Genomic DNA, 22,535 nt, shown 5'->3' with positions numbered 1-22,535 from the left:
CTTGCCCGCCGGGCACGGAAGGCTCTAGGGGCCGAAACGGTGGCTGGCGCGAAACTCCTGATCGCTGCGTTTGAACAGCAGGAGGGTCGTTGCCCCTGCACCGGACGGAAGCTGACCTACGGGATGGCCGAGATTGACCACGTACACCCGCGTTCGAAGGGAGGGCGTGAGGCTCTGGCCGTGGACAACGTGGAGTGGGTCCATCCAGACGTGAATCGAGCAAAGTCGGGTATGAGCCGCGAGGAGTTCATCGAGCTCTGCCATGACATCGCGGCGTGGCTTGGTCCGCGGACCTAGGGGACGGTCGGTGTGGCAGGCAGCGGCCGGGACCACGCCACCTTGACCGCCGACACCTCGACGAGCCAGGCGCGTTCCTCGGTCTGCTTCGCCTGTGTGATGCGAAACCGCGACAACTCGGCCGACTTCACGTAGGGCAGCCCCGCCGCATGCGCTTCTTTCCGGTCGCGCAGGCAGTTGTTCCACACCACACGGGCGCACCCGAACGCACGCGCCAACGCGCGACGTTGAGAGGCGTTCGGGTACGCACGGTAGTTGTAGCGAAGCTGCATGCACACAAGCCTGCGAGGGTTGGCCTCATGGGTCAGGAGAACGAGTTTCTCCGTGGACGTTAGGTAGGTTCAGCGGTGCCCGTGTACTGGAATTCGTGGGTGTGGCACCGCGGGGGCGGTCGGGGACGCGCATGCCGCGGAACGTACCGGCTGGATCAGGCGCGGGGAAGACCGCCCGTCAACGCGGCGGCACAGGAGACCAGATGGCCGTTGTCGACGGCCGGCGAGCCGTCGGACAGCGCGAGGGTGTCCTCGATGCCGATGCGGCTGGCCAGGCCCAACTCCCCGGCCAGCCGCAGCACCGGCCAGGCGCCGCCGTCGAAGCCGTGCAGCAGCACCGGGCGGCCGTGCGGTATCCGTGCCAGCTCGGCGAGCAGCGCCCGGGCGGTGTCGGGCGCGGTGCGCGGGTCGGTGTCGTCGATGACCTCGGCCAGCACCCGCAGCACCCGTGGCGCGAAGGGCGACTCGGCGAACCGGGCGGCGGCCTCGGTGTCCGCCCAGATGCCCGCCTCGATGCCGACGCCCCGCTCCAGCAGCGCGGCGGCGACCGTATCGGCGCCGTCCTCGTGCCAGTTGACCGAGGCGTGGTCGGGGAGCACCGTCCAGGACGCGATCCGCTCCGCCCGGCGCCGGGGGTCGGGCTCTGCCCAGGCGCCGGTCGTCACGCCCACCGGGACGTCCACCGCCTCCCGTATCGCCTCCAGGGCCGGGCCGACCACCCCCGGCGAGAGGGAATCCTGGCCGCACGGGGTCTTGGGATGGACATGGACGTCCTGCGCGCCGGCCGCGACCGCCTGCCGCGCCGCTTCCGCGAGCGCGGCCGGCGACAGCGGCACGGCCGACGAATCGGCTGCCGTGCGGGCGCCGTTGAGACACACCTGAAGCATCTGGAGCATGTGTCCGATGATGGCAGAAGGGTCCGACAAGCCCCCCCCCGTGCACGGGGGGACGGCGCCGCGCGGAGCGGGGGTCAGGCCGCCGCGGCGGCTTGCGCGCCGGGCATCCCGGCGGCGGTGTGCAGCGCCTCCGGGGTCAGTACGGACGCCGGGGCCAGCACCCCGCACTCCCGGCAGGCCGGGCCGGTGGCCGGGCAGCCGTCCGGGCCGGGGACCCACGCGAAGCGGGTGCCGCCGCAGACCGGGCAGTCGCGGCGCGGGCGGCCCGCCTCCATCGCCGCGATCATGCGGCGCAGCACCTCGGAGAGACGGGCCGCCGGGTGCCGCTGCGGGGAGGCGCAGGGCACGATGTCGTAGCCGCCCCAGGTGCGGCGGTGCCATGCGTCCAGGGCGCTGGGCTGGCGGATGCCGTGGTGCTTCTCGCGGCGGCGCCGGGCGGCGAACTCCTCCTCGTAGGCGAGCCAGAGGGCGCGCGCCTCTTCCAGCTCGGCGAGCGCGGCCATCAGCCGCGCCGGATCGGGGTCGCGGTCCTGGAGGGCGAATCCGGCCCTGGTGCACAGATGGTGCCACGTTGCGCGGTGCCCGTAAGGGGCGAAGCGCTCCAGGCACTTGCGCAGGGCGGTGCGCCGCCGAACGGTGACGAGTCGTGGATTACGGACCTGTTCTGCGAGGGCTCTGAAACCGGCCATGGTGCTTCCACCTCCGAGGAGGATCCCGACTGGACAGGGAATGGACGTAGTCGGCCGCCACCTGGATCCATCGAATTCTCTTGCGGTTTTGGGTGGCGATGTGACGGGGTGTCCGGCCGTGCGACGCCCATCGACATCTGCCCGCTGTGGGGAATTCGAAAAGGTGACTGTTGTTCATCTTCCCGTCACGAGTAACCGCCGGTAACGTCCGGCGCACCTTCCCCGGGCTCTCCACGAGCAGCGGGACCCCCTCAAGGAGCAGGAATGCAGCGACGTACCGGAAGGCTCAGGACCGCCGCCACGGCAGCCCTGTTCGCCTTGGGTGCCACGTTCTTGGCACCGCCCCCCAGCGCGACTGCGGCCGTGCCGCACGACGTTGACGACTATTGCCAGGGCCAGTGCGCGGACATCCTGCCGCCCGGCGCGACGGGCAACGCCACCCTGATGCAGATCCTCGGCAACAAGCTGTTCGGCACCCATCCGCCGCACACCACCGACCAGATCGCCCCCTACAACGCCCTGGCCGGCGGCTACCGTTCGCTCACCGACGACACCCTCACCGCCTTCTTCAACGACGCCTCCTTCGGCGTCCCGAAGGACCAGGTCGCCTCGGTGAGCACCCCGCGTCCGGACGTCAGCATCACCCGCGACAAGAAGACCGGCGTCCCGCACATCAAGGGCACCACCCGCTACGGCACCGAGTACGGCGCCGGCTACGCCGCGGGCCAGGACCGGCTGTGGCTGATGGACCTCTTCCGGCACATCGGACGCGGCGAGCTGACCTCCTTCGCCGGTGGCGCCCTCGCCAACCAGGGCCTGGAGCAGCAGTTCTGGCCCTCGGCCCCGTACACCGAGGCCGACCTCCAGGCGCAGGTCGACGCGATCCGGAACAACAACGGAGCCCGCGGCAAGCAGGCCATGGCGGACGCCCAGGCGTACGTGGACGGCATCAACGCCTACCGCGAACAGTCCAAGAACGGCCGCTACTTCCCCGGCGAGTACGTCGTCACCGGCCACATCGACGCGATCACCAACGCCGGTGAGATCCAGCCGTTCAAGCTCACTGACCTGATAGCGCTGGCCTCCGTCGTCGGCGGCCTCTTCGGCAACGGTGGCGGCGGCGAGGTACCGTCCGCCCTCGCCCTGCTCTCCGCGCAGCAGAAGTACGGCCTGGAGAAGGGCACCAAGGTCTGGGAGTCCTTCCGCGAGCGAAACGACCCCGAGGCGGTCAAGACCCTGCACGACGGCCAGAGCTTCCCCTACGCCGTCAAGCCCGCCAAGGCCAAGGGCACCGCGCTGCCCGACCGTGGCTCGGTCACCCCCGAGCCGCTGGTCTTCGACCGCACCGGCGCCGCCGCCTCCAAGAGCGCCACCCCGCCCCGCGACCCGGTCAAGGCCCCGGAGAAGTACCGAAAGTTGGAGGGCCTCTTCAAGGACGGCGTGCTGCCCAAGGGGAGCTTCGACCCGACCCAGCACCGCGGGATGTCCAACGCCCTGCTGGTCTCCGGCAAGCACACCGCCAGCGGCCACCCGGTCGCCGTCTTCGGCCCGCAGACCGGCTACTTCGCGCCCCAGCTGCTGATGCTCCAGGAGATCCAGGGCCCCGGCATCAGCGCCCGCGGCGCCTCCTTCGCCGGCGTCGGGATGTACGTCCAGCTCGGCCGCGGCCAGGACTACGCCTGGAGCGCCACCTCCGCCGGCCAGGACATCACCGACACCTACGCCGTCGACCTGTGCAACGCGGACGGCTCGGAGCCCACCAAGGAGTCCGCCTCCTACCGCTACCACGGCCGCTGCCTGCCGATGGAGAAGCTGGAGCGCACCAACTCCTGGAAGCCCACCGTCGCCGACCCCACCGCGGCCGGCTCGTACCGGATGCAGGTCTTCCGCACCAAGTACGGCACCGTCACCCACCGCGCCACCGTCGGCGGCAAGCCCGTCGCCTACACGGCGCTGCGCTCCACCTACCGCCACGAGGCCGACTCCATCATCGGCTTCCAGATGCTCAACGACCCGTCGTACGTCCACGGCGCCAAGAGCTTCCAGCAGGCCGCCCAGCACATCGGCTACGCCTTCAACTGGTTCTACGCCGACTCCCGCGACATCGCGTACTACAACAGCGGCCTCAACCCCGTCCGCAACCCCGATGTCGACCCCGCGCTGCCCGTCAAGGCCGAACCGGCCTACGAGTGGAAGGGCTTCGACCCCGACACCAACACCACCGCCTACACCCCGCCCGCCCAGCACCCGCAGTCGATCGACCAGGACTACTACGTCTCCTGGAACAACAAGCAGGCCAAGGACTACGACTCGGCCGGCTTCGGCAACGGCCCGGTGCACCGCGCCAACCTGCTCGACGACCGGGTGCGCGCGCTCACCCGGGACGGCGGGGTCACCCGGGCCTCCCTGACCCGGGCGATGGCCGACGCCGCCCTCACCGACCTGCGCGGCGAGGACGTCCTGCCCGAACTGCTGCGGGTCCTGGGCAGCAAGCCGGTCACCGACCCCGTGCTGCGCGGTGCGCTCCAGCGGCTGGACGCCTGGCGCAAGGACGGCGCCCAGCGCCGCGAGACCACCCCCGGCTCGCACGCCTACGCCCACTCCGACGCGGTCCGGCTGATGGACGCCTGGTGGCCGCTGATGGTCCAGGAGACCTTCCGGCCCGGCCTCGGCGCCGACCTCTACGACGCGGTGCGTGCCAACCTCGCGATCGACGAGTCCCCGTCGGCCGGCCACGGCCCCACCGGCGCGCACGCCGGATCGGCCTTCCAGTACGGCTGGTGGAGCTATGTCGACAAGGACCTGCGCGCGGTGCTCGGCGACCGCGTCCAGGGCCCGCTCGCCGCACGCTACTGCGGCAACGGCGACCTCTCCGCCTGTCGCGACACGCTCCTGGCCACCCTCCGTCAGGCCAGCGCGCGGACCGCCGCCCAGGTCTACCCGGGCGACGACAACTGCAAGGCCGGCGACCAGTGGTGCGCGGACTCGATCGTCCACCGCGCGGTGGGCGGTCTGACCCACGACAAGATGAGCTGGCAGAACCGCCCCACCTACCAGCAGGTGGTGGAATTCCCCGCCCACAGGTAGCGGAGCGAACGACACGGGCCCCGGGGTGCGCGCACCTCGGGGCCCCGCTGTATTTCTCTGCGGTTTCCGCGATGAGCCGGAAACCGCCTCGGCTCCGGACGAGTTTTCGGGACGGCTATGCTGCTCATCCCTGAATCTGGGGGAAGGGAAAGCGAGTAGGGGCACATGGCCGCGTCAGGTCCGCAGCAGTACCCGAGTCCGCAGCAGTACCCGACGGAGCTGCTGGACACCACGATGGACCAGCTGCGCACGCTGATCACGGTGCACGAGGAGGGCACCGCGCTGGCCGCGGCCCGCCGGCTGGGCCGCGAGCAGTCCAGCGTGCAGAAGCAACTCGACACCATGAACCGCACCTTCGCGGCGCTCTGCGGCGAGGAGTTGGTCCTCAAGCAGGGCCGGGGCCGCGATGCGCTGTTCACCGCCACCGGCGAGGCCCTGGTCGAACTGGCCCGGCGCACCCTCGGCGCGTGGTCGGCGGGTGTCCACGGCGCCCGCCGCCGCCTCGGCCGCACGCTCTCCGTCGGCACCACCCGCTATACCCTCGGCTTCCTCCTGGACGCCGTGGAGTACGTCAGCGAGGACTTCGACCGCGAGGGCGTCGACCTGAAGATCACCCACGTCCGCACCGCCGACCTCTTCACCAAGCTCCGCTCCCAGGAGCTGGACCTGGTCTGCGGCAGCGTCGTGGTCACCGAGGGCGAGGAGGCCGCCCAACTCGCCCCGTACGAGGTGATGGAGTGGCGGCGCAGCGGGCTGTCCCTGCTGACCAACCTGCCACCGGAGCGGCTGCCCGGCGGCTCGTTCCCCGCCGGCGAACTGCCGCGGCTGCCGCTGGTGGTCTCCACGGGCGGGCTGATCGACCGCTTCCTGACCGCCTGGTACGGCAGCGACTACCGCCAGAAGCTGACCGTGGCCGCCGAGATCGAGGCCGCCCACTACGGCTTCGAGCTGCTCCGCTCGGGGGTGGTCAGCGGCGCGATGCTGGTCACCAGGGGCCTGGGGGAGGCGGCGTCGGACGGTCACCTCCCGGAGGCCGGCGGCCTGCGCACCCTGGAGGTCACCGGGGACGTCGGCCCCCGCACGGAGGTCCTGGTCGGCGTCTTCACCCGACGCGGCGAGCGGGACTCCTACGGGCCGGAGCACCCGCTCAACCGCCTCTGGGAGGTGCTCTCCTGGGAGAGCGAGCGCTGGTGGCTCCGGCCCTGAAGGCCCCCAAGGGGGATGCTCAGCCCAGGAGTTCGCGTTCCCTGGTCTCCGGCAGCGCCAGCACGCATCCCAGCGACACCAGCGCCATCGCGCTCACGTACCACCCCACCGACGCCGAACCGAACGCCGCCTGGAGCCGGGTGGCGACCAGCGGCGCGACCGCCCCGCCCAGCACCCCGCCGAGGTTGTAGGCGAGCGACGCGCCCGAGTAGCGGACCGTGGTCCCGAACAGCTCCGGCAGATAGGCGCCCATCGGGCCGTAGACCACGCCCATGCAGAACAGCGCGCCGCCGATGCCCAGGGCGATCAGCACCGGCTGCCGGGTGTCCAGCAGCGGGAAGAGGGCCAGCCCCCACACCAGCGCGAGCCCGGAGCCGCCCAGGATCAGCGTGCGGCGTCCGCTGCCGTCGGAACGGGTGGCCGCCAGCCAGGTGCCCGCCGCCAGGAACAGGCAGGCGACCAGGGAGAGGCCGAGCATGGTGGTGCGGGGGATCCCCAGGGTGCCGGTGGCGTACGCGAGGCAGTAGGTCGTGGCGGTGTAGAAGAGGCCGTAGGCGATGACCATCCCGCCGGCACCCAGCAGCAGCTCCCGCGGATGCCGCCGGAAGACGTCCACGGCCGGGACCCGGCTGGCCTCCTGGGCGTCCAGTACCTTGGCGAACACCGGCGTCTCGCTGATCTTCAGCCGGACGAACAGCCCCACCCCCACCAGCAGGAACGACAGCAGGAACGGCACCCGCCAGCCCCACGACCGGAAGGCCGCGTCGCTCATCGTCTCGGACAGCAGCCAGAACACCCCGGTCGCCGCGAAGAAGCCGACGGACGGCCCGAGTTGCGGGAAGGCGGCGTACAGCCCCCGCCGTCCGCGCGGTGCGTGCTCGACGGCCAGCAGCGCCGCCCCGCCCCACTCGCCGCCCAGCCCGATCCCCTGGAGGAAGCGGAGCAGGATCAGCAGCAGGGGAGCCCAGATCCCCCACGTTCCGTATCCGGGCAGCAGGCCGACGAGCGCCGTGGACAGGCCCATCAGCAGCAGTGAGGCGACCAGTACCGACTTGCGGCCGACCCGGTCGCCGAAGTGCCCGAAGACCACCGACCCGAGCGGTCGGGCGGCGAACGCCACCGCATAGGTGGAGAACGACGCGAGGGTGGCGTTGACCGGGTCGAGCGTCGGGAAGAACGCCTGGTTGAGCACCAGGGCCGCGGCCGTGCCGTAGATGTAGAAGTCGTAGAACTCGATGGCGGTCCCGATGAACGAGGCCACGGCCACCCGCCGCAGGCTCTCCCCGCCGGCCGGCGCCGCGTCCGGGGACGCCGCCGGCTTCGCTGATGTCGCGTCACTGTGCACGAGCCGCACTCTCTTGGTCGGTGCACGGGGCAGTCAATAGCCGAAATGATCTATCTCGGATGGTGAGATATCGGGCAGGCCCGCCCGTTCGGCCGCCACACCTGCCCGGACTGCCCCGGGCGCCCCCGAGTGCCCCGAACACCCTGGCCGCCCGCCAACGGCTCCTACGGATACCGCAGATACCGCTCCCGCACCCGCCGGAAGCGCCCGAGCCGCTCCGCCCAGGCTCCCGCGATTTCCTCGACCCCCGCGCCCGCGTCGATCATCGTGCGGACGGTGTCGGTGCCGGCCAGTCGGTCGAAGTGGTCGGCGCGCCAGGCGAAGTCCTTCCACAGGCGCCGGACGGTGACCAGCAGTCCGATGCCGGTCAGCACCGGGTCGAAGACGGCCCGGTCGTGGACGTGGAGTTGGAGGCCGCCGATCGTCCTGCCCTGGAACTTGGAGAAGGTCGGGGCGAAGTACGCCTCGCGGAAGTACACGCCGGGCAGGTCCAGTTCGGTCGCGGCCTCGGCCCAGCGGCGGTCCAGGCCCTCGGCGCCGAGGAGTTCGAAGGGGCGGGTGGTGCCGCGGCCCTCGGAGAGGTTGGTGCCCTCGAACAGGCAGGTCCCGGCGTAGGCCAGGGCGGTGTCGGGGGTGGGCATGTTGGGGCTCGGGGGCACCCAGGGGAGCCCGGTCGCGTCGAAGAAGTCGGTGCGGCGCCAGCCGGTCATCCGGACCGTCTCCAGCGGCGCCGGGCGCCCGGCGGCGGCCAGCACGAACTCGCCGTTGAAGAGCAGCGCCAGCTCCACCACCGTCATGCCGTGCGCCTGCGCGATCGGCTCCCGGCCGACGAAGGAGGAGTACCGCCGGTCCAGCACGGGGCCGGTCGCGGCCCGGCCGGTCACCGGGTTGGGGCGGTCCAGCACCACGAGCCGCTTGCCGGCCAGGACGGCCGCCACCATGCAGTCGTAGAGCGTCCAGATGTAGGTGTAGAAGCGGGCGCCGACGTCCTGGATGTCGAAGACCACGGTGTCCACGCCGGAGGCGGTGAAGATGTCGGCGAGCTCCCGGCCACTCTTGTCGTAGGTGTCGTAGACGGGCAGACCGGTGGCCGGGTCGTCGTAGCGGCCCTCGGAGCCGCCGGCCTGGGCGGTGCCCCGGAAGCCGTGCTCGGGCCCGAAGACGGCGGTGAGCCGGACCCGGGGGTCGGCGTGCATCACGTCCACGAGGTGCCGGATCCCCCCGCGCCCGGCCTCGCTCGCGCGGGAGGTGCCCCCACGCGTGACGCCGGTGGGGTTGGTGACGATGCCGACCCGCCGGCCGTCCAGGAGGCGGTAGCCGTCGGCGGCCAGGCGGTCGAAGCCGGTGCGCACCCGCCGGCCGCGGGCACCCGGCGCGGCCTGGGCGGCGGCCGGGCCCGCGGAGACCGCTGCCGCGGCCGCCCCGGTCGCCGCCAACTGCCCCAGCAGAACACGTCTCGACAGAGCCATGCGCACACCTCCGTGAGCGGTGGTCGACTCGATGTGTGTCGTGGGCACGCTAACGCTCGGCGGCCCGGTGCGGAACGCGCCGGGCCGGTCCTCGTGGCGGAGCGGGGCGGGGCGGGCGGCGTCGGCCGGGGCGGTCAGTCCTCCAGTGCGAGCGCGCGCTTGGCCCGGTCGACGGATGCCTCGGAGGCCGGTCCGCCGGGATTCTCCACGGCGAGCGCCTGGTTGAGCGCGACGAACGGGCGCATCCGCTCCTCGTAGCGGGCGAAGGCCGCGCGGTGGTCGTCGCCCGCACCGCGCAGGGCGGCGGCCAGGACATGCGCCCCCACGAGGGCGAGGCCGGTCCCCTGGCCGGACAGCGGCGAGGCGCAGTACCCCGCGTCGCCGAGCAGCACGGTCCTGCCGTGCGACCAGCGGTCCATGTGGACCTGTGTCATCGCGTCGGAGTAGAAGTCGGAAGCCTCCCACAGGGCCTTCAGCAGCCGCGGGGTCTCCCAGCGCAGGGCCGCCATCCGGTCGGCGACGAGGCGCTTGTGTGCCGCGGTGTCGAGCGGCCCGGCGGGCAGCGGCCCGGCCGCGAAGCCGAACGAGATCCGCAGCTCGGTGTTGTCGCGCACCGGGTAGATGCCGTAGCCGGCCTCGCCGTCCCTGAGCCACAGTTGCCAGTCGTCCAGGCCCAGGAAGTTGTCCGCGGTGAAGAGCGCCAGGTGCATGCCCAGGTGGCGGGTGAACCGCTCCTCCGGTCCGAAACCCAGCCGCCGCACCGCCGAATGCAGGCCGTCGGCCCCCACGACCAGGTCGAACGTCCGGGGGCGGCCCCGCTCGAAGGTGACGCGTATCCCGCCCCCGCCCGCCACCCCTCCCTCCTCGTCCTCTTCCTCGTCCTGGTCCAGTGCCCTGATGCGGTCGTCGAAGACGAACTCGACGCCGGCGCCGGCCTGTTCGTGCAGGACATGGACCAGGTCCTCGCGCAGCAGCTCGATGTCCTCGCTCGCCAGCCGGCCGCTGCTGAAGGTCGTCTCGGTCGAGCGGTGGACCTCCCTGCCGTCCCCGTCCAGCACCGACATGCCGCGCATCCGGGTGCGGTGCGCGCGGACCCGGTCCAGCAGCCCCATCCGCTCGACGACATCGAGTGCGGTGCCCCGGATGTCGACGGCCTGGCCGCCGCGGCGCCGGCCCGGCGTGTGTTCCACCACCGTCACGGCGACCCCGTCGCGGTGCAGCCAGTGGGCGAGTGCGGATCCGGCGACCCCGGCGCCGGAGATGAGCACGGTCTTCATACACGCTCCTTCATACGCTGTACGCGCCTGAATGTACGGCGTATGCGCAGCGCCGCCAACTGCCCATATCCCCCTCCTGTTCTAGGTCAGATGCCGCTCTCAGACGCTCCGCGCTGGTAGCGTCTGAACTAGTACAGATCCGATGGGTGCGAAAAAAATCCCGAGGAGGCGACCGCATGGCCGCACAGCCCGATCCGCCGTACCGGCGCATCGCCGACGAGATCGCCCGGCGCATCACCGACGGCACGCTCGCCCCGGGCGACCGCGTGCCCTCGACGCGCCGGATCGCCCGCGAATGGGGCGTCGCGCTCGCCACCGCCACCAAGGCCCTCACCACGCTGCGCCTGGAGGGGCTGGTCGAGGCCCGCCCTCGGGTCGGCACCGTGGTGGCGGCCCGCGACCGGCCGGCGTCGACGGAGCACCGCGCCCCCACCACGCGCCGGACGCCGTCCACGGCCCCGCCCGATCGCGACCTGAGCCGCGAACGGATCGTCCGGGCTGCCGTGGACCTCGCGGACGCCGAGGGGCTGGCCGCGGTGTCCATGCGCAGCGTCGCGGCCAGGCTCGGCGTCGCCGCCATGTCCCCGTACCGCCACGTCACCAGCAAGGACGACCTGGTGCTGCTGATGGCGGACGCGGCGTTCGGCGAGGAGACCTACCCGGCCCCGCCGCCGGAAGGCTGGCGGGCCCGGCTGGAACTCGGCGCGCGCACCCTGTGGACGATCTACCGCCGGCATCCCTGGCTCGCCCAGGTCGGCTCCCTCACCCGCCCCCTGATGCTGCCGTCCCTGATGGTCCACGCGGAATGGGCGCTCGCCGCCCTCGACGGCCACGGCCTCGAACCGGAGACGATGCTCGACCTGCACGTCCTGTTCTACAGCTACATCCAAGGGATCGCGGTGCACCTGGAGCGGGAGGCCCAGGCCGAGGCCGCCACCGGACTGTCCGAGGACCAGTGGATGGACCGGCAGGCCCGCGCCTTCCAGACGATCACCGCGTCGACCCGCTACCCCGTCTTCACCAGGCTCACCAGCAGCTTCGCGGACGGTTACGACCTCGACCTGGACGCGCTGTTCGCCTTCGGCCTCACGCCGCTCCTGGACGGCATCGCCCTCCTCATCGCGGACCCGCCGTCCGGCCGCGCGCCCTCCTGACCGGGAGCGCTCGCCCGTCCCCACCGGCGACCGCCACCCCCGCAATCCCGGCCGTGACGGAAAACAGAGGCTTCCGCTGGGACATACCGACTGGTTAGTCTGCCCCTGCCGGTGAGCCGGTGGAGCCGGTGGAGTCAGGCGACCGAGGGAGACGCAGCGTGGCAGTCGTACGGGACAAGGCCGTTGTTGTGACCGGAGCGGGCGGGGGGATCGGCGCCGCGCTGGCCCGCCGGTTCGCCGCCGAGGGCGCCCGGGTCGTGGTCAACGACCTGGACGAGGCCAAGGCCCGCAGAACCGCGGAGGAGATCGGGGCGGTCGCCGTCCCCGGCGACGCCTCCGCCGCCGTCGGCCCGGCCCGCGAGGCGCTCGGCGGCGCCATCGACGTCTTCTGCGCCAACGCCGGCGTCGGCACCGGCGGCGGTCCCGAAGCGCCCGAGGGCGACTGGGCGCTGGCCTGGGACGTCAACGTGATGGCCCACGTGCGGGCCGCCCGCGAGCTGCTGCCGGAATGGCTGGCGCGCGGCAGCGGCCGGTTCGTCTCCACGGTGTCCGCCGCCGGCCTGCTCACCATGGTCGCCGCCGCCCCCTACAGCGTCACCAAGCACGGCGCCTACGCCTTCGCCGAGTGGCTGTCGCTGACCTACCGCCACCGCGGCATCGACGTGCACGCCATCTGCCCGCAGGGCGTGCGGACCGACATGCTCGCCGCCACCGGCACCGCCGGCGACCTCGTCCTGACCCCCACCGCCATCGAGCCGGACGCCGTCGCCGACGCCCTCTTCGCGGCCATGGAAGCGGGCCGCTTCCTGGTCCTGCCGCACCCCGAGGTGGGCGACTACTACACCGCCCGCGCCACCGACCCGGACCGCTGGCTGGCCGGGATGAACCACCTCCAACAGAAGCTGGAGGCACGCGAGGGGGAGGCCCGGTGACCACCTACCAGGACAAGCCGTGGCTGGCCCTGCTCACCGACGCCCAGCGCGCCCCCGTCCAGCCGCCGCCCTCGCCGCTGCACGCCTTCCGCGCCGCGGTCCGCCGCGCCCCCGACCGCACCGCGCTCGCCTACTTCGACGGCCGGATCGACTACGCCGAGGCCGACGCCCTCTCCGACGGCCTCGCCGGCCACCTCGCCGCCCGCGGGCTCAGGCCCGGCGACCGCGCCGCGGTCATGCTCCAGAACACCCCGCACTTCGTGCTCGCGGTGCTCGCCGTCTGGAAGGCCGGCGGCGTGGTCGTCCCCGTCAACCCCATGTACAAGGCGGCGGAGATCCGGCACATCCTCGACGACGCGGAGGTCACCGCCGTCCTCTGCGCGGACCGCACCTGGGCCGGCTTCCTGCGCGCCACCGCCGCCGAGGCCGGCTCCGTCCGGATCGCGGTCACCGCCGACGAACGCGGACTCCAGACCCGCGACGACGTCCGGGTGCTGCGCGACGAGCCGGCCGGCCCCCAGGACGGCGCCGACGACCTGCTCACCGTCGCCCGGACCGGCGGAGGGGCGCCCACCGTCCCCGAGCCCGCCGCCGCCGACATCGCACTCATCAGCTACACCTCCGGCACCAGTGGCACCCCCAAGGGCGCCACCAACACCCACGGCAACATCAGCTACAACGCCGAACGGATGCGCACCGGCCTCGAACTCGCCGAGGGTGCCACCTACTTCGCGCTCGCCCCGCTCTTCCACATCACCGGCATGGTCTGCGAACTGGCCACCTGCCTCGCCAACGCCGGGACCCTGGCCCTGGCCTACCGCTTCGAGGCCGGCACCGTCCTGGACGCCTTCCTGGAGCACCGCCCGGCCTTCACCGTCGGCCCAGCCACCGCCTACATGGCACTGATGGCCCACCCGGACGCCACCCCCGGGCACTTCGCGTCCTTCCGGACCATGAGTTCCGGCGGCGCGCCGCTGCCGCCGGCCCTGGTCGAGAAGTTCCGCACCGCCTTCGGCCCGCACATCCACAACGGCTATGGCCTGACCGAGTGCACCGCGCCCTGCGCCACCGTCCCGCCCGGCAGGGAGGCGCCGGTCGACAAGGTCTCCGGCACCCTCGCGGTCGGCGTCCCCGGCCCGGACACCGTGGTGCGGATCATCGACGAGGCCGGCCGCGATCTGCCGTTCGGCGAGCAGGGCGAGATAGCGGTCCGCGGCCCCCAGGTCGTGCCCGGCTACTGGCGCCGCCCGGACGCCACCGCCGAGGCCGTCCCGGACGGCGAACTGCGCACCGGCGACATCGGGTTCATGGACCGCGACGGCTGGCTGTACGTCGTCGACCGCAAGAAGGACATGATCAACGCGTCCGGCTTCAAGGTGTGGCCCCGCGAGGTCGAGGACGTGCTCTACACCCATCCCGCGGTGCGCGAGGCGGCCGTCGTCGGGGTGCCCGACCCCTACCGCGGGGAGACCGTCAAGGCGTACGTCAGCCTGCGTCCCGGCGCCTCCCCCGACCCCGCCGAGCTGGCCGCCTACTGCAAGGAACGGCTCGCGGCGTACAAATATCCCCGAGTGGTGGAGATCCTGCCGGAGCTTCCCAAGACCACGAGTGGCAAGATCCTTCGACGGGAGTTGCGCGGGCGCGCATGACGGCAGGGACGGTCGGCGCGCACGACGGACGCACGTGAGGAACTTCAAGGAACGGGTGAGGGCGATGGCCGGCATCAAGGACGGCACCAGCAACGGCAACGGCACGACGAAGCCCGTCGCGCAGCGGCTGCTGGCCACCGCCACCAGGCTCTTCGCGGAGCAGGGCTACGACCGCACCTCGGTCCAGGAGATCGTGGACAGGGCGGGTGTCACCAAGGGCGCCCTCTACCACTACTTCGGCTCCAAGGAGGACCTGCTCCACGAGGTCTACGGCCGGGTGCTGCGGCTCCAGCAGGAGCGGCTGGACCGCTTCGCGGACGCCGACGCGCCGGTGGAGCAGCGGCTGCGGGACGCCGCCGCCGACGTGGTGGTCACCACCATCGAGAACCTCGACGACACCAAGATCTTCTTCCGCTCGATGCACCATCTGAGCCCGGAGAAGGACAAGCAGGTGCGGGCCGAGCGGCGCCGCTACCACGAGCGGTTCCGGGCGCTGATCGAGGAGGGGCAGCGCACCGGCGTGTTCACCGCCGACGTCCCCGCCGACCTGGTCGTCGACTACCACTTCGGCTCGGTGCACCACCTGGGCACCTGGTACCGCGAGGACGGCCCCCTGAGCCCGCAGCAGGTCGCCGACCACCTGGCCGGACTCCTGCTGCGGGCCCTGCGGCCCTAGCGGGAATATCCCGCCCCCCACCTCCTGTTGCGGCCCCGCAGGGGGCGCGCCCGACCCCTACGGGGAGTGTTCGACCGCCCCCTACGGCCCGCGCCCTACATGTAGCGCTTGATCTCGCGCCGCGCCAGCGACCGCTGGTGCACCTCGTCGGGGCCGTCCGCCAGTTGGAGCGTACGGGCGGCGGCCCACAGCTCCGCCAGCGGGAAGTCCTGGCTGACCCCGCCCGCGCCGTGCAGCTGGACCGCCTTGTCCAGGATGCCCACGACCGTCCGCGGCGTGGCGATCTTGATGGCCTGGATCTCGGTGTGCGCGCCCTTGTTGCCGACGGTGTCCATCAGCCAGGCGGTCTTCAGTACCAGCAGCCGCAGCTGCTCCACCGCCACCCGGGCGTCCGCGATCCACTCCTGGACCACGCCCTGCTGCGCCAGCGGTTTGCCGAACGCCGTACGGGCCACCGCCCGCCGGCACATCAGCTCGATCGCCCGCTCGGCCATCCCGATCAGCCGCATGCAGTGGTGGATCCGGCCGGGCCCCAGCCGCGCCTGCGCGATGCCGAAGCCGCCGCCCTCCTCGCCGATCAGGTTGCCGACCGGCACCCGGACGTCCTCGAAGAGCACCTCCGCGTGCCCGCCGTGGTAGTGGTCCTCGTAGCCGTAGACCTGCATGGCGCGCTTGACCGTCAGTCCGGGGGTGTCCCGCGGCACCAGCACCATCGACTGCTGGCGGCGGAGGTCGGGGCTTTCCGGGTCGGTCTTGCCCATCACGATGAAGATCTCGCACAGCGGGTTCATCGCGCCGGAGATGTACCACTTGCGGCCGTTGATGACGTAGCTTCCCCCACTCTCGGCTCCGCTGGAGCGGGAGGTGCCCCCCTCGTCCCGCTCGATCCGGGTCTCGATGTTGGTGGCGTCCGACGAGGCCACCTCCGGCTCGGTCATCGCGAACGCCGAGCGGATCTCCCCCGCCAGCAGCGGCTCCAGCCACCGCTTCTTCTGTTCGGCGTCGCCGAACTGCGCCAGCACCTCCATGTTGCCGGTGTCCGGCGCCGCGCAGTTCAGCGCGGTCGGCGCCAACTGCGGGCTGCGGCCGGTGATCTCGGCCAGCGGCGCGTACTGGAGGTTGGTCAGCCCCGCGCCGTGCTCCTCGTCCGGCAGGAACAGGTTCCACAGGCCCTGCCGACGGGCCTCGGCCTTGAGCTCCTCCACCACCGGCGGGGTGTCCCACGGAGAGGCCAGCGCGGCCCGCTGCTCCTCCGCCACCTGCTCGGCCGGGTACACATGCGCGGTCATGAACGTCTCCAGCTTCGCGCGCAGTTCTTCGGTGCGGGCGTCGAATGCGAAGTCCATCGGTGCCTCAGCCTTCCTTGAGGGTGGTCAGTCCGCGGTCGATGAAGACGGGCACCAGCTCGCCGATCCGGTCGAAGCCCGCGCCGACCGTCTGGCCGAGCGTGTAGCGGTAGTGGATCCCTTCGAGGATCACCGCGAGCTTGAACCACGCGAACGCGGTGTACCAGGCGATCCGCGAGGTGTCCCGGCCCGAGCGCTCGGCGTAGCGCGCGATCAGCTCCTGCGGGCTGGGGTGCCCCGGTGCGCCGCTGGTGGTGCTGACCGGCGACTTCGGCAGCCCGAGGTCGGTGCAGTACATCGCCAGCAGCCCGAGGTCGGTCAGCGGGTCGCCGAGCGTGGACATCTCCCAGTCCAGTACGGCGGTGATGGTGTCGTCGGTGCCGACCAGGACGTTGTCCAACCGGTAGTCGCCGTGCACGACGGTCGGCGCGGGGGAGGGGGGCAGCTCCCGGCCCAGCGCCTCGTGGAGCGCGTCGATGCCGGGCAGCGCGCGGTTCTTGGAGGCCGCCAACTGCTTGCCCCAGCGCCGGAGTTGGCGCTCCAGGAAGCCGTCCGGGCGCCCGAAGTCGGCCAGCCCGGCCGCCTCCGGCTCCACCGCGTGCAGCGCCACCAGCGTGTCGACCAGCGACAGCACCACCGCCCGGGTCCGCTCCGGGCCCAGCGGGGCCAGCTGCTCCGTGGTCCGGTACGGGGTGCCCGCCACCAGCTCCATCACGTAGAACGGCGCGCCGACGACGGTCTCGTCCTCGCACAGCAGCAGCGCCTCCGGCACCGGTACGGCGGTGTCGTGCAGGGCGCTGATCACCCGGTGCTCGCGGCGCATGTCGTGCGCGGTGGCCAGCACATGGCCGAGCGGCGGGCGGCGGACGACCCAGGAGTCGGTGCCGTCGGTGACCCGGTAGGTGAGGTTGGACCGTCCGCCCTCGATCAGCTGCGCACGCAGCGGCCCGGAGACCAGGCCCGGCCGCTCCCGGTCCAGATGCTCCCGCAGGCGCTCCAGATCGAGGCCGGGCGGTGCCTCCCCGGCGGCCGACGGGGGCGGTGTGCCGTTGCTCATCGTGCTTCCTCCGTACGGAGTGGACGGTTGGCGGTCCGGGGCCGGCGGGCCCGTCCCGCCTGATCATGCCGACTAGTCGGTATGGAGTCCAGTGCTCCGTCGTGGGGCGTCGGTCACCCGACGTGTTTCCGCCACCGGGCCCGGCGCGCGGGCGCGGGCGCGGCCGGCCGCCGGCGCCCCGGCCGGCCCCCGCTCAGGCGTGACAGGCCGGCAGCACCCCGCCGTTCAGCTCCGCCATCGCCCCGAACCCGGCCGCCGCGTCCAGCGGCGCACCCGGCGCCGCGCCCGCCAACTCGGCGTAGGCCCGCAGCAGGTTGGCCACCAGCCGCTCGCTCTCCGCCAGTCCCCCGAACGCCCCCGGGTCCGCCTCCCGGGCCGCCTCCAACGGCGTCCGCCCGGCTGCCCGGCCCTCCCGCGCCAGCTCCCCGACGTACCGCAGATACCGCTCGACCTCGTCGTAGACCTCGGGCCCGGCCACCGGACCGTGCCCCGGCACGACCGTCTCGGCGCCGAGCGACCGCAGCAGCTCGATCGCCCGCAGCGACCCGCTCAGCGAGCCCATCAGGAGGAACGGCGTGCCCCCGTGGAAGATCAGGTCCCCGGTGAAGACCACCCGCTGCCGCGGCAGCCAGACGATGGTGTCGCCGGGCGTGTGCGCCGGCCCGGGGTGGATCAGCCGCACCTCGCACTCCCCGACGTGCAGGGTCAGGCGGTCCTCGAAGGTCACCTCCGGCGGGGTCAGTCGGATGTCGCCGTACGTCACCTCGGGCCACACCGCGTGCAGCTGGTAGCCGGCGGACAGCACCTCCCGCCGGCAGGCCGCGTGCCCGATGATCGTCGCCTCCGGCGCGAACACGCCGTTGCCGTAGGTGTGGTCGCCGTGGTGGTGGGTGTTGACGAGGGTGCGCGGCGCGGGGGCGCCGCTCTCCGCGATCCGGCGGCGCAGCAGTCGCGCCCGGCGCTCGGTGGCGGCGGTGTCCACGACCAGGGTGGCGGTGCCGTCGGTGACGAACCCCGCGTTGTTCAGGCACCAGCCGCCGTCCGGCTGGACGAACGCGTGGACGCCCGGGGCGAGTTCGGTGAGGTAGGGCTCGGCGACGGCGGCGGTGCCGTTCGCGTCGGCCCCCGCGGCCTGCTGATGGTCCGTCATGTTCCGCTCCCGGGGATGGGTCGGTCGGTCCGTGCGGATACCGCGGCCGGCCGCCGGATCCCGGAGCCGGGCCGGTGCCGCGCGGGCCCGCTCACCGTACCGCCGTCCGCGATCTCACCGCCCCGGTAGCAGCAGCGTCGCGCCGCCCGCCGCCAGCCCGACCGTGCAACCGGCCACCAGCAGGGCCAGCCGCGCCGGCAGGGCCGCCGGTCGCCCGGCCGCCATCGTCCGCATCCGCAGGTCCGCGGCGACCGCGAACGCCACCCACACCAGCGACACCAGCGCCGCCAAGGTCACCTCGACCGGGCCCGGGGCCCCGCTGCGCAGCACCTGCCGGCCGGCCAGCACCGCCACCACCGCGGCCGACAGCACCGTCCGCCGCCAGGCCAGCCGGGTCCGCTCCGGCTGGAGCCCCGGGTCCCGGTCGGCCGTCGGCCGCGGCGCCCGGCCGCCCCGCCCGGCCCCCTGGGACGCGCCCATCGCTTCCCCCACCCGCTAGTTCGTCCAGCCGATCAGCGTCAGCACGACCACCGCCACCGCCAGCAGCCCGACGCACAGCGCCAGCACGGCCGGGAAGCGGGAGAGCGGCAGGTCCTCGCCGCGCCGCATCGCCCGCTCGCAGCGCACCCAGTGGTTGACCGCGCGCAGCGCGCACAGCGCCCCGCCCACCAGCAGGACGACGGTGAAGGCGAGCCGCAGGCTGCCGTGCAGCCGCGGCAGGAACTGGTCCACCGCGAAGCCCCCGCCGACCAGCGCCAGCCCGGTGCGCAGCCAGGCGAGGAAGGTCCGCTCGTTGGCGAGCGAGAACCGGTAGTCGGGGGTGGTGCCCTCCTCGCGCACCCGCCCCGGGGAGAACCACAGGCGTATGCCCTGACCCATCGGCTCAGCCCTCCCCGGCCGCCCGCCGGGCCGTCAGCTCCCGGTACGCGGCCAGCCCGTCCGGGGTCCACCGCCACACGTCCAGCTGCCGGGCCAGCTCCTCCTCGGGCAGGAAGGCGTGCCAGTCGATCTCCGCCTCCTGGGGCGCCACCGGAAGCGTGCAGCGCACCTGGTAGACCGCCGACCACCAGGTGTGTTCGGGCGTCTCGTACAGGAAGCGGAACAGCGGCTCCGGACGCGGCAGCCCGGACACCCCGAGCTCCTCCTCGGCCTCCCGCAACGCCGCCTGGTCATAGCTCTCGCCGGTGCCCACCACACCGCCCACGAACATGTCGTAGTGCGAGGGGAACACCAGCTTCCGGGGCGTCCGCCGGTGCACGAAGATCCGGTCCTCGGCGTCACGGACCAGGATGAACGTGCACCGGGTGCGCAGCCGGCGGGCGTACGCCACCGCCCGCGGGGCCTGCCCCACGACCCGGTCCTGCTCGTCGACGACATCGAGGACTTCGTCCGCGTTGAGCGGCTCCTGCGCGGTGCGCGGTCGCTGATCGGTCATGGAGCCATCGAACCACCCGCGGCGGCGCGCGGACGTGCCGGGGACACCGCCACCGGTCTTCGGCTCACTGCCCCATGACGTACTTCACGGTCGGCCCGGTGGTCCAGCCGCCGTCCACCGCCAGCTCGGCGCCGGTGAGGTACGAGGCGGCGTCGGAGAGCAGGAAGACCACCGCGCCGGCGATCTCGTGCGCCTCGCCGACCCGGGCCATCGGCGTGTTGGGGTACTTGCCCTCGCCGACCTCGATGCCGACCTGGGCGGTCATCGGGGTGTAGGTCATCCCGGGGTGCACGGAGTTCACCCGGACCCGCGCGGTGCCCCACTCCACCGCGCCGATCTTGGTCAGGCCGCGGACGCCCCACTTCGACGCGCCGTAGCCCCCGGTCATCGCCAGGCCCATCAGCCCGGCCGCCGACGAGATGTTCACGATCGAACCGGCGCCGCGCTCCTTCATGGCCGGCAGCACGGTCTTCATCCCGATGAAGACGCCGGTGAGGTTGACGTCCAGGACCTTGCGGAAGAAGTCGGCGGAGATCGTCTCCAGGGGCGCGCCGGTCGATATCCCGGCGTTGTTCACCAGCCCGTCGATCCCGCCGAACTCCGCCACCGCGAAGTCCGCGACCCGCTGCCAGTCCTCCTCGGAGGTGACGTCGTGGGCCAGGAAGCGGGCCCGCTCGCCGAGCCGCGCCGCGGTCGCCGCGCCCTCCTCCTGGAGGACGTCGGTGAGGACGACGTGGGCGCCGGCCGCGACGGCATGCTCGGCGGCCGCGGCACCCAGCCCGCGGGCCGCACCGGTGAGGACGACGGCCTTGCCGGTCAGGTCCGCGGCCGGGGCCGCCGGCGTGGACTCGCTCATGGGAACTCCTTCGGTTCGGGGGCGGCGGCGAGCAGGAACGCCGTCGTCGTCCCGGTGAGGTCGGCGAGAAACAGCTCCTCGCCCGTCAGGGGTGCGGCACCGTCCAGGTAGTGCCGGGCCCGGTCGGCCAGCGCCGCGCCGATCAGCGTCAGTGCCAGGTCCAGCCGCTCCAGCCGCACCGGCTCCGCCAGCCCGGCGGCGGCCAGCGCCGCCGCCACCCGGCAGATCAGCCGCCAGTAGGCGGTCCCGGCGAGCGTGGGGTGCGGGACCCCGGTACGGACCCCGCTCTCGTGGCTGAGCTGCGCGGAGATCCGCAGACAGCGCCGCCCGCGGTCGGTGCGCAGCTCGGTGGCCTCCGCCGTGACCAGGAGCCCGATCAGCTCCCGGAGCGCCGGTTCGCCGGCCTCCGCCGTGGTCAGCGCCGGCGCCAGGGCCGCCTCCGTACGGGCCAGCCGGCCGGCCATCACGGCGTCCAGCAGTCCGGTCCGGGAGCCGAAGTGGTACTGCACCGCCGAGGGATTGCTCTGGCCGGCGAGCGCCACGATGTCGCGGAGCTGGGCGCCGTCCACGCCTTGCGCCGCGAAGACCTCTTCGGCGGCGCGGATCAACTTCTCCCGGGTCTCGGGGCCTGATGTCCTGGGCATGCGCCGATTCTAATGTCGAACATTAATAAACGGGGAAGGGGGTGGTGGCGCGTCGGTCGGCGCGCGGTGCTGCTCGCGTGGCGCGGACGGCGTGGCGCGGACGGCGTGGCGCGACTGCGCGCGCAGGACGGGGGCGCGGCAGGCGGGAGTTCGGCGACAGGCCCTAGCGGGGCTGCAGCTCCCGCGAGGAGTCGGTCGCCCCGGCCCCCGGCGGCATCGCCGGATGGCTGCCGATCAGTACGATCCCCGCCACCACTGCGGCGATCCCGGCCGCCTGGAAGGCCAGCGCCCCGGGCGTCACCCGCAGCTGGTCGCCGAGGAAGCCCACCCCGCAGGCGATGCCCGCCAGTGGCTGGGCGGCGGTCAGCGCGGGCAGCGACATCCGCAGCGGCGCCGACTCGAAGGCGCTCTGCACCATCACCAGCGCCAGCACCCCGAGCACCACGATCGCGTACGGGTGCCAGCTCGTCAGCAGCGCGCGCCAGCCGCCCGCGCCGAACCGCAGGCCGCTGATCCGGGTCAGCGCGTCCTGCAGCCCGTACAGCAGTCCGGCCGCCACCCCCAGCAGTGCGGCCTCCAGGCTCACATGCACCCGCTCCCGCTTGGCGACCGCCGCCAGCAGCAGGGCGGCGGACAGCACCCCGCCCATGATCAACCACTGGGCCAGCTGTCCCACCTCGCTGTTGCGCCCGCCGTGCGGCTGCCCGGCCACGATGAACGCGGTCACCCCGCCCGCCAGCAGCCACAGGCCAGCCCAGCCGCTGCGGCCCAGTCGCTGCCGGGAGATCCAGCGCGCCAGCGCCATCGCGAACAGCAGGTTGGTCGCCATCAGCGGTTCGACCAGGGTGATGTCGCCCATCCCCAGCGCCACCGCGCCCAGCGCCATCCCCGTCACCATCAGCACGATTCCGGCCACCCAGCGCGGCATCCGCACCAGGTCCAGCAGCAGCCGGAAGGAGAGGTAGTCCTGCGGCGGGGCGTGCTGCGCCGCGATCTGCTGGAGGACGAAGCCGGTGCCCAGACAGCAAGCCGCGGCAAGGGCGAGCAGGATCACCGTCACGTCGCACACCTCGTATCGCGCGGGGCGGGGGATGCGCC

General features: G+C 72.9%; 20 protein-coding genes and 1 pseudogene. 6 read left to right on the top strand and 15 right to left on the bottom strand.

Translation table 11 applies throughout. The features are described 5' to 3' along the window. Positions 1–341: 341 nt before the first annotated feature. The 3 genes and pseudogenes from JNO44_RS11985 to JNO44_RS11975 all read right to left on the bottom strand — a co-directional run. Positions 342–569, bottom strand: a pseudogene (locus JNO44_RS11985) (helix-turn-helix domain-containing protein); the annotation flags it as partial. 155 nt (positions 570–724) lie between these two features. Beyond that, the gene (locus JNO44_RS11980) at positions 725–1,456 is read right to left on the bottom strand and encodes a 3-keto-5-aminohexanoate cleavage protein (protein ID WP_205369694.1); all 732 of its coding nucleotides are present in this window, start codon (positions 1,454–1,456) and stop codon (positions 725–727) included. Between the two features lie 83 nt (positions 1,457–1,539). Further along, positions 1,540–2,154: a hypothetical protein gene (locus JNO44_RS11975; protein ID WP_205363760.1), complete on the bottom strand. Its 615-nt coding sequence runs from the start codon at positions 2,152–2,154 to the stop codon at positions 1,540–1,542. Between the two features lie 264 nt (positions 2,155–2,418). On the opposite strand from JNO44_RS11975, the gene JNO44_RS11970 reads away from it, so the two are divergent. Continuing rightward, positions 2,419–5,241, top strand: coding sequence for a penicillin acylase family protein (locus tag JNO44_RS11970; protein ID WP_205363755.1), 2,823 nt, complete (start codon positions 2,419–2,421; stop codon positions 5,239–5,241). Between the two features lie 165 nt (positions 5,242–5,406). Continuing rightward, positions 5,407–6,447: a LysR family transcriptional regulator gene (locus JNO44_RS11965; protein ID WP_039637744.1), complete on the top strand. Its 1,041-nt coding sequence runs from the start codon at positions 5,407–5,409 to the stop codon at positions 6,445–6,447. A 19-nt stretch (positions 6,448–6,466) separates the two neighbouring features. On the opposite strand, the gene JNO44_RS11960 is transcribed toward JNO44_RS11965, so the two are convergent. The 3 genes from JNO44_RS11960 to JNO44_RS11950 all read right to left on the bottom strand — a co-directional run bounded on the left by JNO44_RS11960 (position 6,467) and on the right by JNO44_RS11950 (position 10,538). Further along, positions 6,467–7,792, bottom strand: a complete 1,326-nt coding sequence (locus tag JNO44_RS11960) for an MFS transporter (RefSeq protein WP_240167525.1) — start codon at positions 7,790–7,792, stop codon at positions 6,467–6,469. Between the two features lie 164 nt (positions 7,793–7,956). After that, complete coding sequence (locus tag JNO44_RS11955) at positions 7,957–9,261, bottom strand: exo-beta-N-acetylmuramidase NamZ family protein (protein ID WP_205363752.1); 1,305 nt, start codon at positions 9,259–9,261, stop codon at positions 7,957–7,959. Positions 9,262–9,395: 134 nt separating this feature from the next. Then, positions 9,396–10,538 carry an FAD-dependent monooxygenase gene (locus tag JNO44_RS11950; protein WP_205363751.1) on the bottom strand — a complete coding sequence of 381 codons (1,143 nt, stop codon included), beginning with the start codon at positions 10,536–10,538 and terminating at the stop codon, positions 9,396–9,398. 176 nt (positions 10,539–10,714) lie between these two features. Here JNO44_RS11950 and JNO44_RS11945 point away from each other — a divergent pair, with 176 nt between their 5' ends. From JNO44_RS11945 to JNO44_RS11930, 4 genes are all read left to right on the top strand, one after another. Further along, complete coding sequence (locus JNO44_RS11945; protein WP_205363750.1) at positions 10,715–11,692, top strand: TetR/AcrR family transcriptional regulator C-terminal domain-containing protein; 978 nt, start codon at positions 10,715–10,717, stop codon at positions 11,690–11,692. A 158-nt stretch (positions 11,693–11,850) separates the two neighbouring features. Continuing rightward, a complete protein-coding gene (locus JNO44_RS11940; RefSeq protein ID WP_205363749.1) occupies positions 11,851–12,624 on the top strand; it encodes an SDR family oxidoreductase in 774 nt (257 codons plus the stop codon). Next, positions 12,621–14,273: a class I adenylate-forming enzyme family protein gene (locus JNO44_RS11935; RefSeq protein WP_205363748.1), complete on the top strand. Its 1,653-nt coding sequence runs from the start codon at positions 12,621–12,623 to the stop codon at positions 14,271–14,273. Before JNO44_RS11940 ends, JNO44_RS11935 begins: the two co-directional genes overlap by 4 nt. Positions 14,274–14,337: 64 nt before the next feature. Continuing rightward, the gene (locus JNO44_RS11930; protein ID WP_205363747.1) at positions 14,338–14,949 is read left to right on the top strand and encodes a TetR/AcrR family transcriptional regulator; all 612 of its coding nucleotides are present in this window, start codon (positions 14,338–14,340) and stop codon (positions 14,947–14,949) included. A 95-nt stretch (positions 14,950–15,044) separates the two neighbouring features. On the opposite strand, the gene JNO44_RS11925 is transcribed toward JNO44_RS11930, so the two are convergent. From JNO44_RS11925 to JNO44_RS11885, 9 genes are all read right to left on the bottom strand, one after another. Further along, entirely contained in the window at positions 15,045–16,295 is a 1,251-nt protein-coding gene (locus JNO44_RS11925) for an acyl-CoA dehydrogenase family protein (RefSeq protein WP_205363746.1), read from the bottom strand. 7 nt (positions 16,296–16,302) lie between these two features. Beyond that, positions 16,303–17,352, bottom strand: coding sequence for a phosphotransferase family protein (locus JNO44_RS11920; protein WP_205363735.1), 1,050 nt, complete (start codon positions 17,350–17,352; stop codon positions 16,303–16,305). 193 nt (positions 17,353–17,545) lie between these two features. Next, positions 17,546–18,502, bottom strand: a complete 957-nt coding sequence (locus JNO44_RS11915; RefSeq protein ID WP_205363734.1) for an MBL fold metallo-hydrolase — start codon at positions 18,500–18,502, stop codon at positions 17,546–17,548. Between the two features lie 114 nt (positions 18,503–18,616). Beyond that, positions 18,617–18,982 carry a DUF202 domain-containing protein gene (locus JNO44_RS11910; protein ID WP_205363733.1) on the bottom strand — a complete coding sequence of 122 codons (366 nt, stop codon included), beginning with the start codon at positions 18,980–18,982 and terminating at the stop codon, positions 18,617–18,619. Positions 18,983–18,997: 15 nt separating this feature from the next. Further along, complete coding sequence (locus JNO44_RS11905; RefSeq protein ID WP_205363732.1) at positions 18,998–19,381, bottom strand: YidH family protein; 384 nt, start codon at positions 19,379–19,381, stop codon at positions 18,998–19,000. Between the two features lie 4 nt (positions 19,382–19,385). After that, complete coding sequence (locus tag JNO44_RS11900; RefSeq protein WP_205363731.1) at positions 19,386–19,937, bottom strand: NUDIX hydrolase; 552 nt, start codon at positions 19,935–19,937, stop codon at positions 19,386–19,388. A 64-nt stretch (positions 19,938–20,001) separates the two neighbouring features. Beyond that, positions 20,002–20,793 (bottom strand): glucose 1-dehydrogenase, encoded by a 792-nt coding sequence (locus JNO44_RS11895; protein WP_205363726.1) that lies wholly within the window; start codon positions 20,791–20,793, stop codon positions 20,002–20,004. After that, positions 20,790–21,437: a TetR/AcrR family transcriptional regulator gene (locus JNO44_RS11890; protein WP_205363725.1), complete on the bottom strand. Its 648-nt coding sequence runs from the start codon at positions 21,435–21,437 to the stop codon at positions 20,790–20,792. Before JNO44_RS11890 ends, JNO44_RS11895 begins: the two co-directional genes overlap by 4 nt. Positions 21,438–21,600: 163 nt before the next feature. Then, entirely contained in the window at positions 21,601–22,497 is an 897-nt protein-coding gene (locus JNO44_RS11885) for a DMT family transporter (protein WP_205363724.1), read from the bottom strand. Between the last annotated feature and the right edge of the window lie 38 nt (positions 22,498–22,535).

The organism is Streptomyces noursei (genome assembly GCF_016917755.1).
Taxonomy (GTDB): Bacteria; Actinomycetota; Actinomycetes; order Streptomycetales; family Streptomycetaceae; genus Streptomyces; species Streptomyces yunnanensis.
The sequence above is the reverse complement of the archived record's forward strand: the minus strand, read 5'-3'. Positions and strand labels throughout refer to the sequence as shown.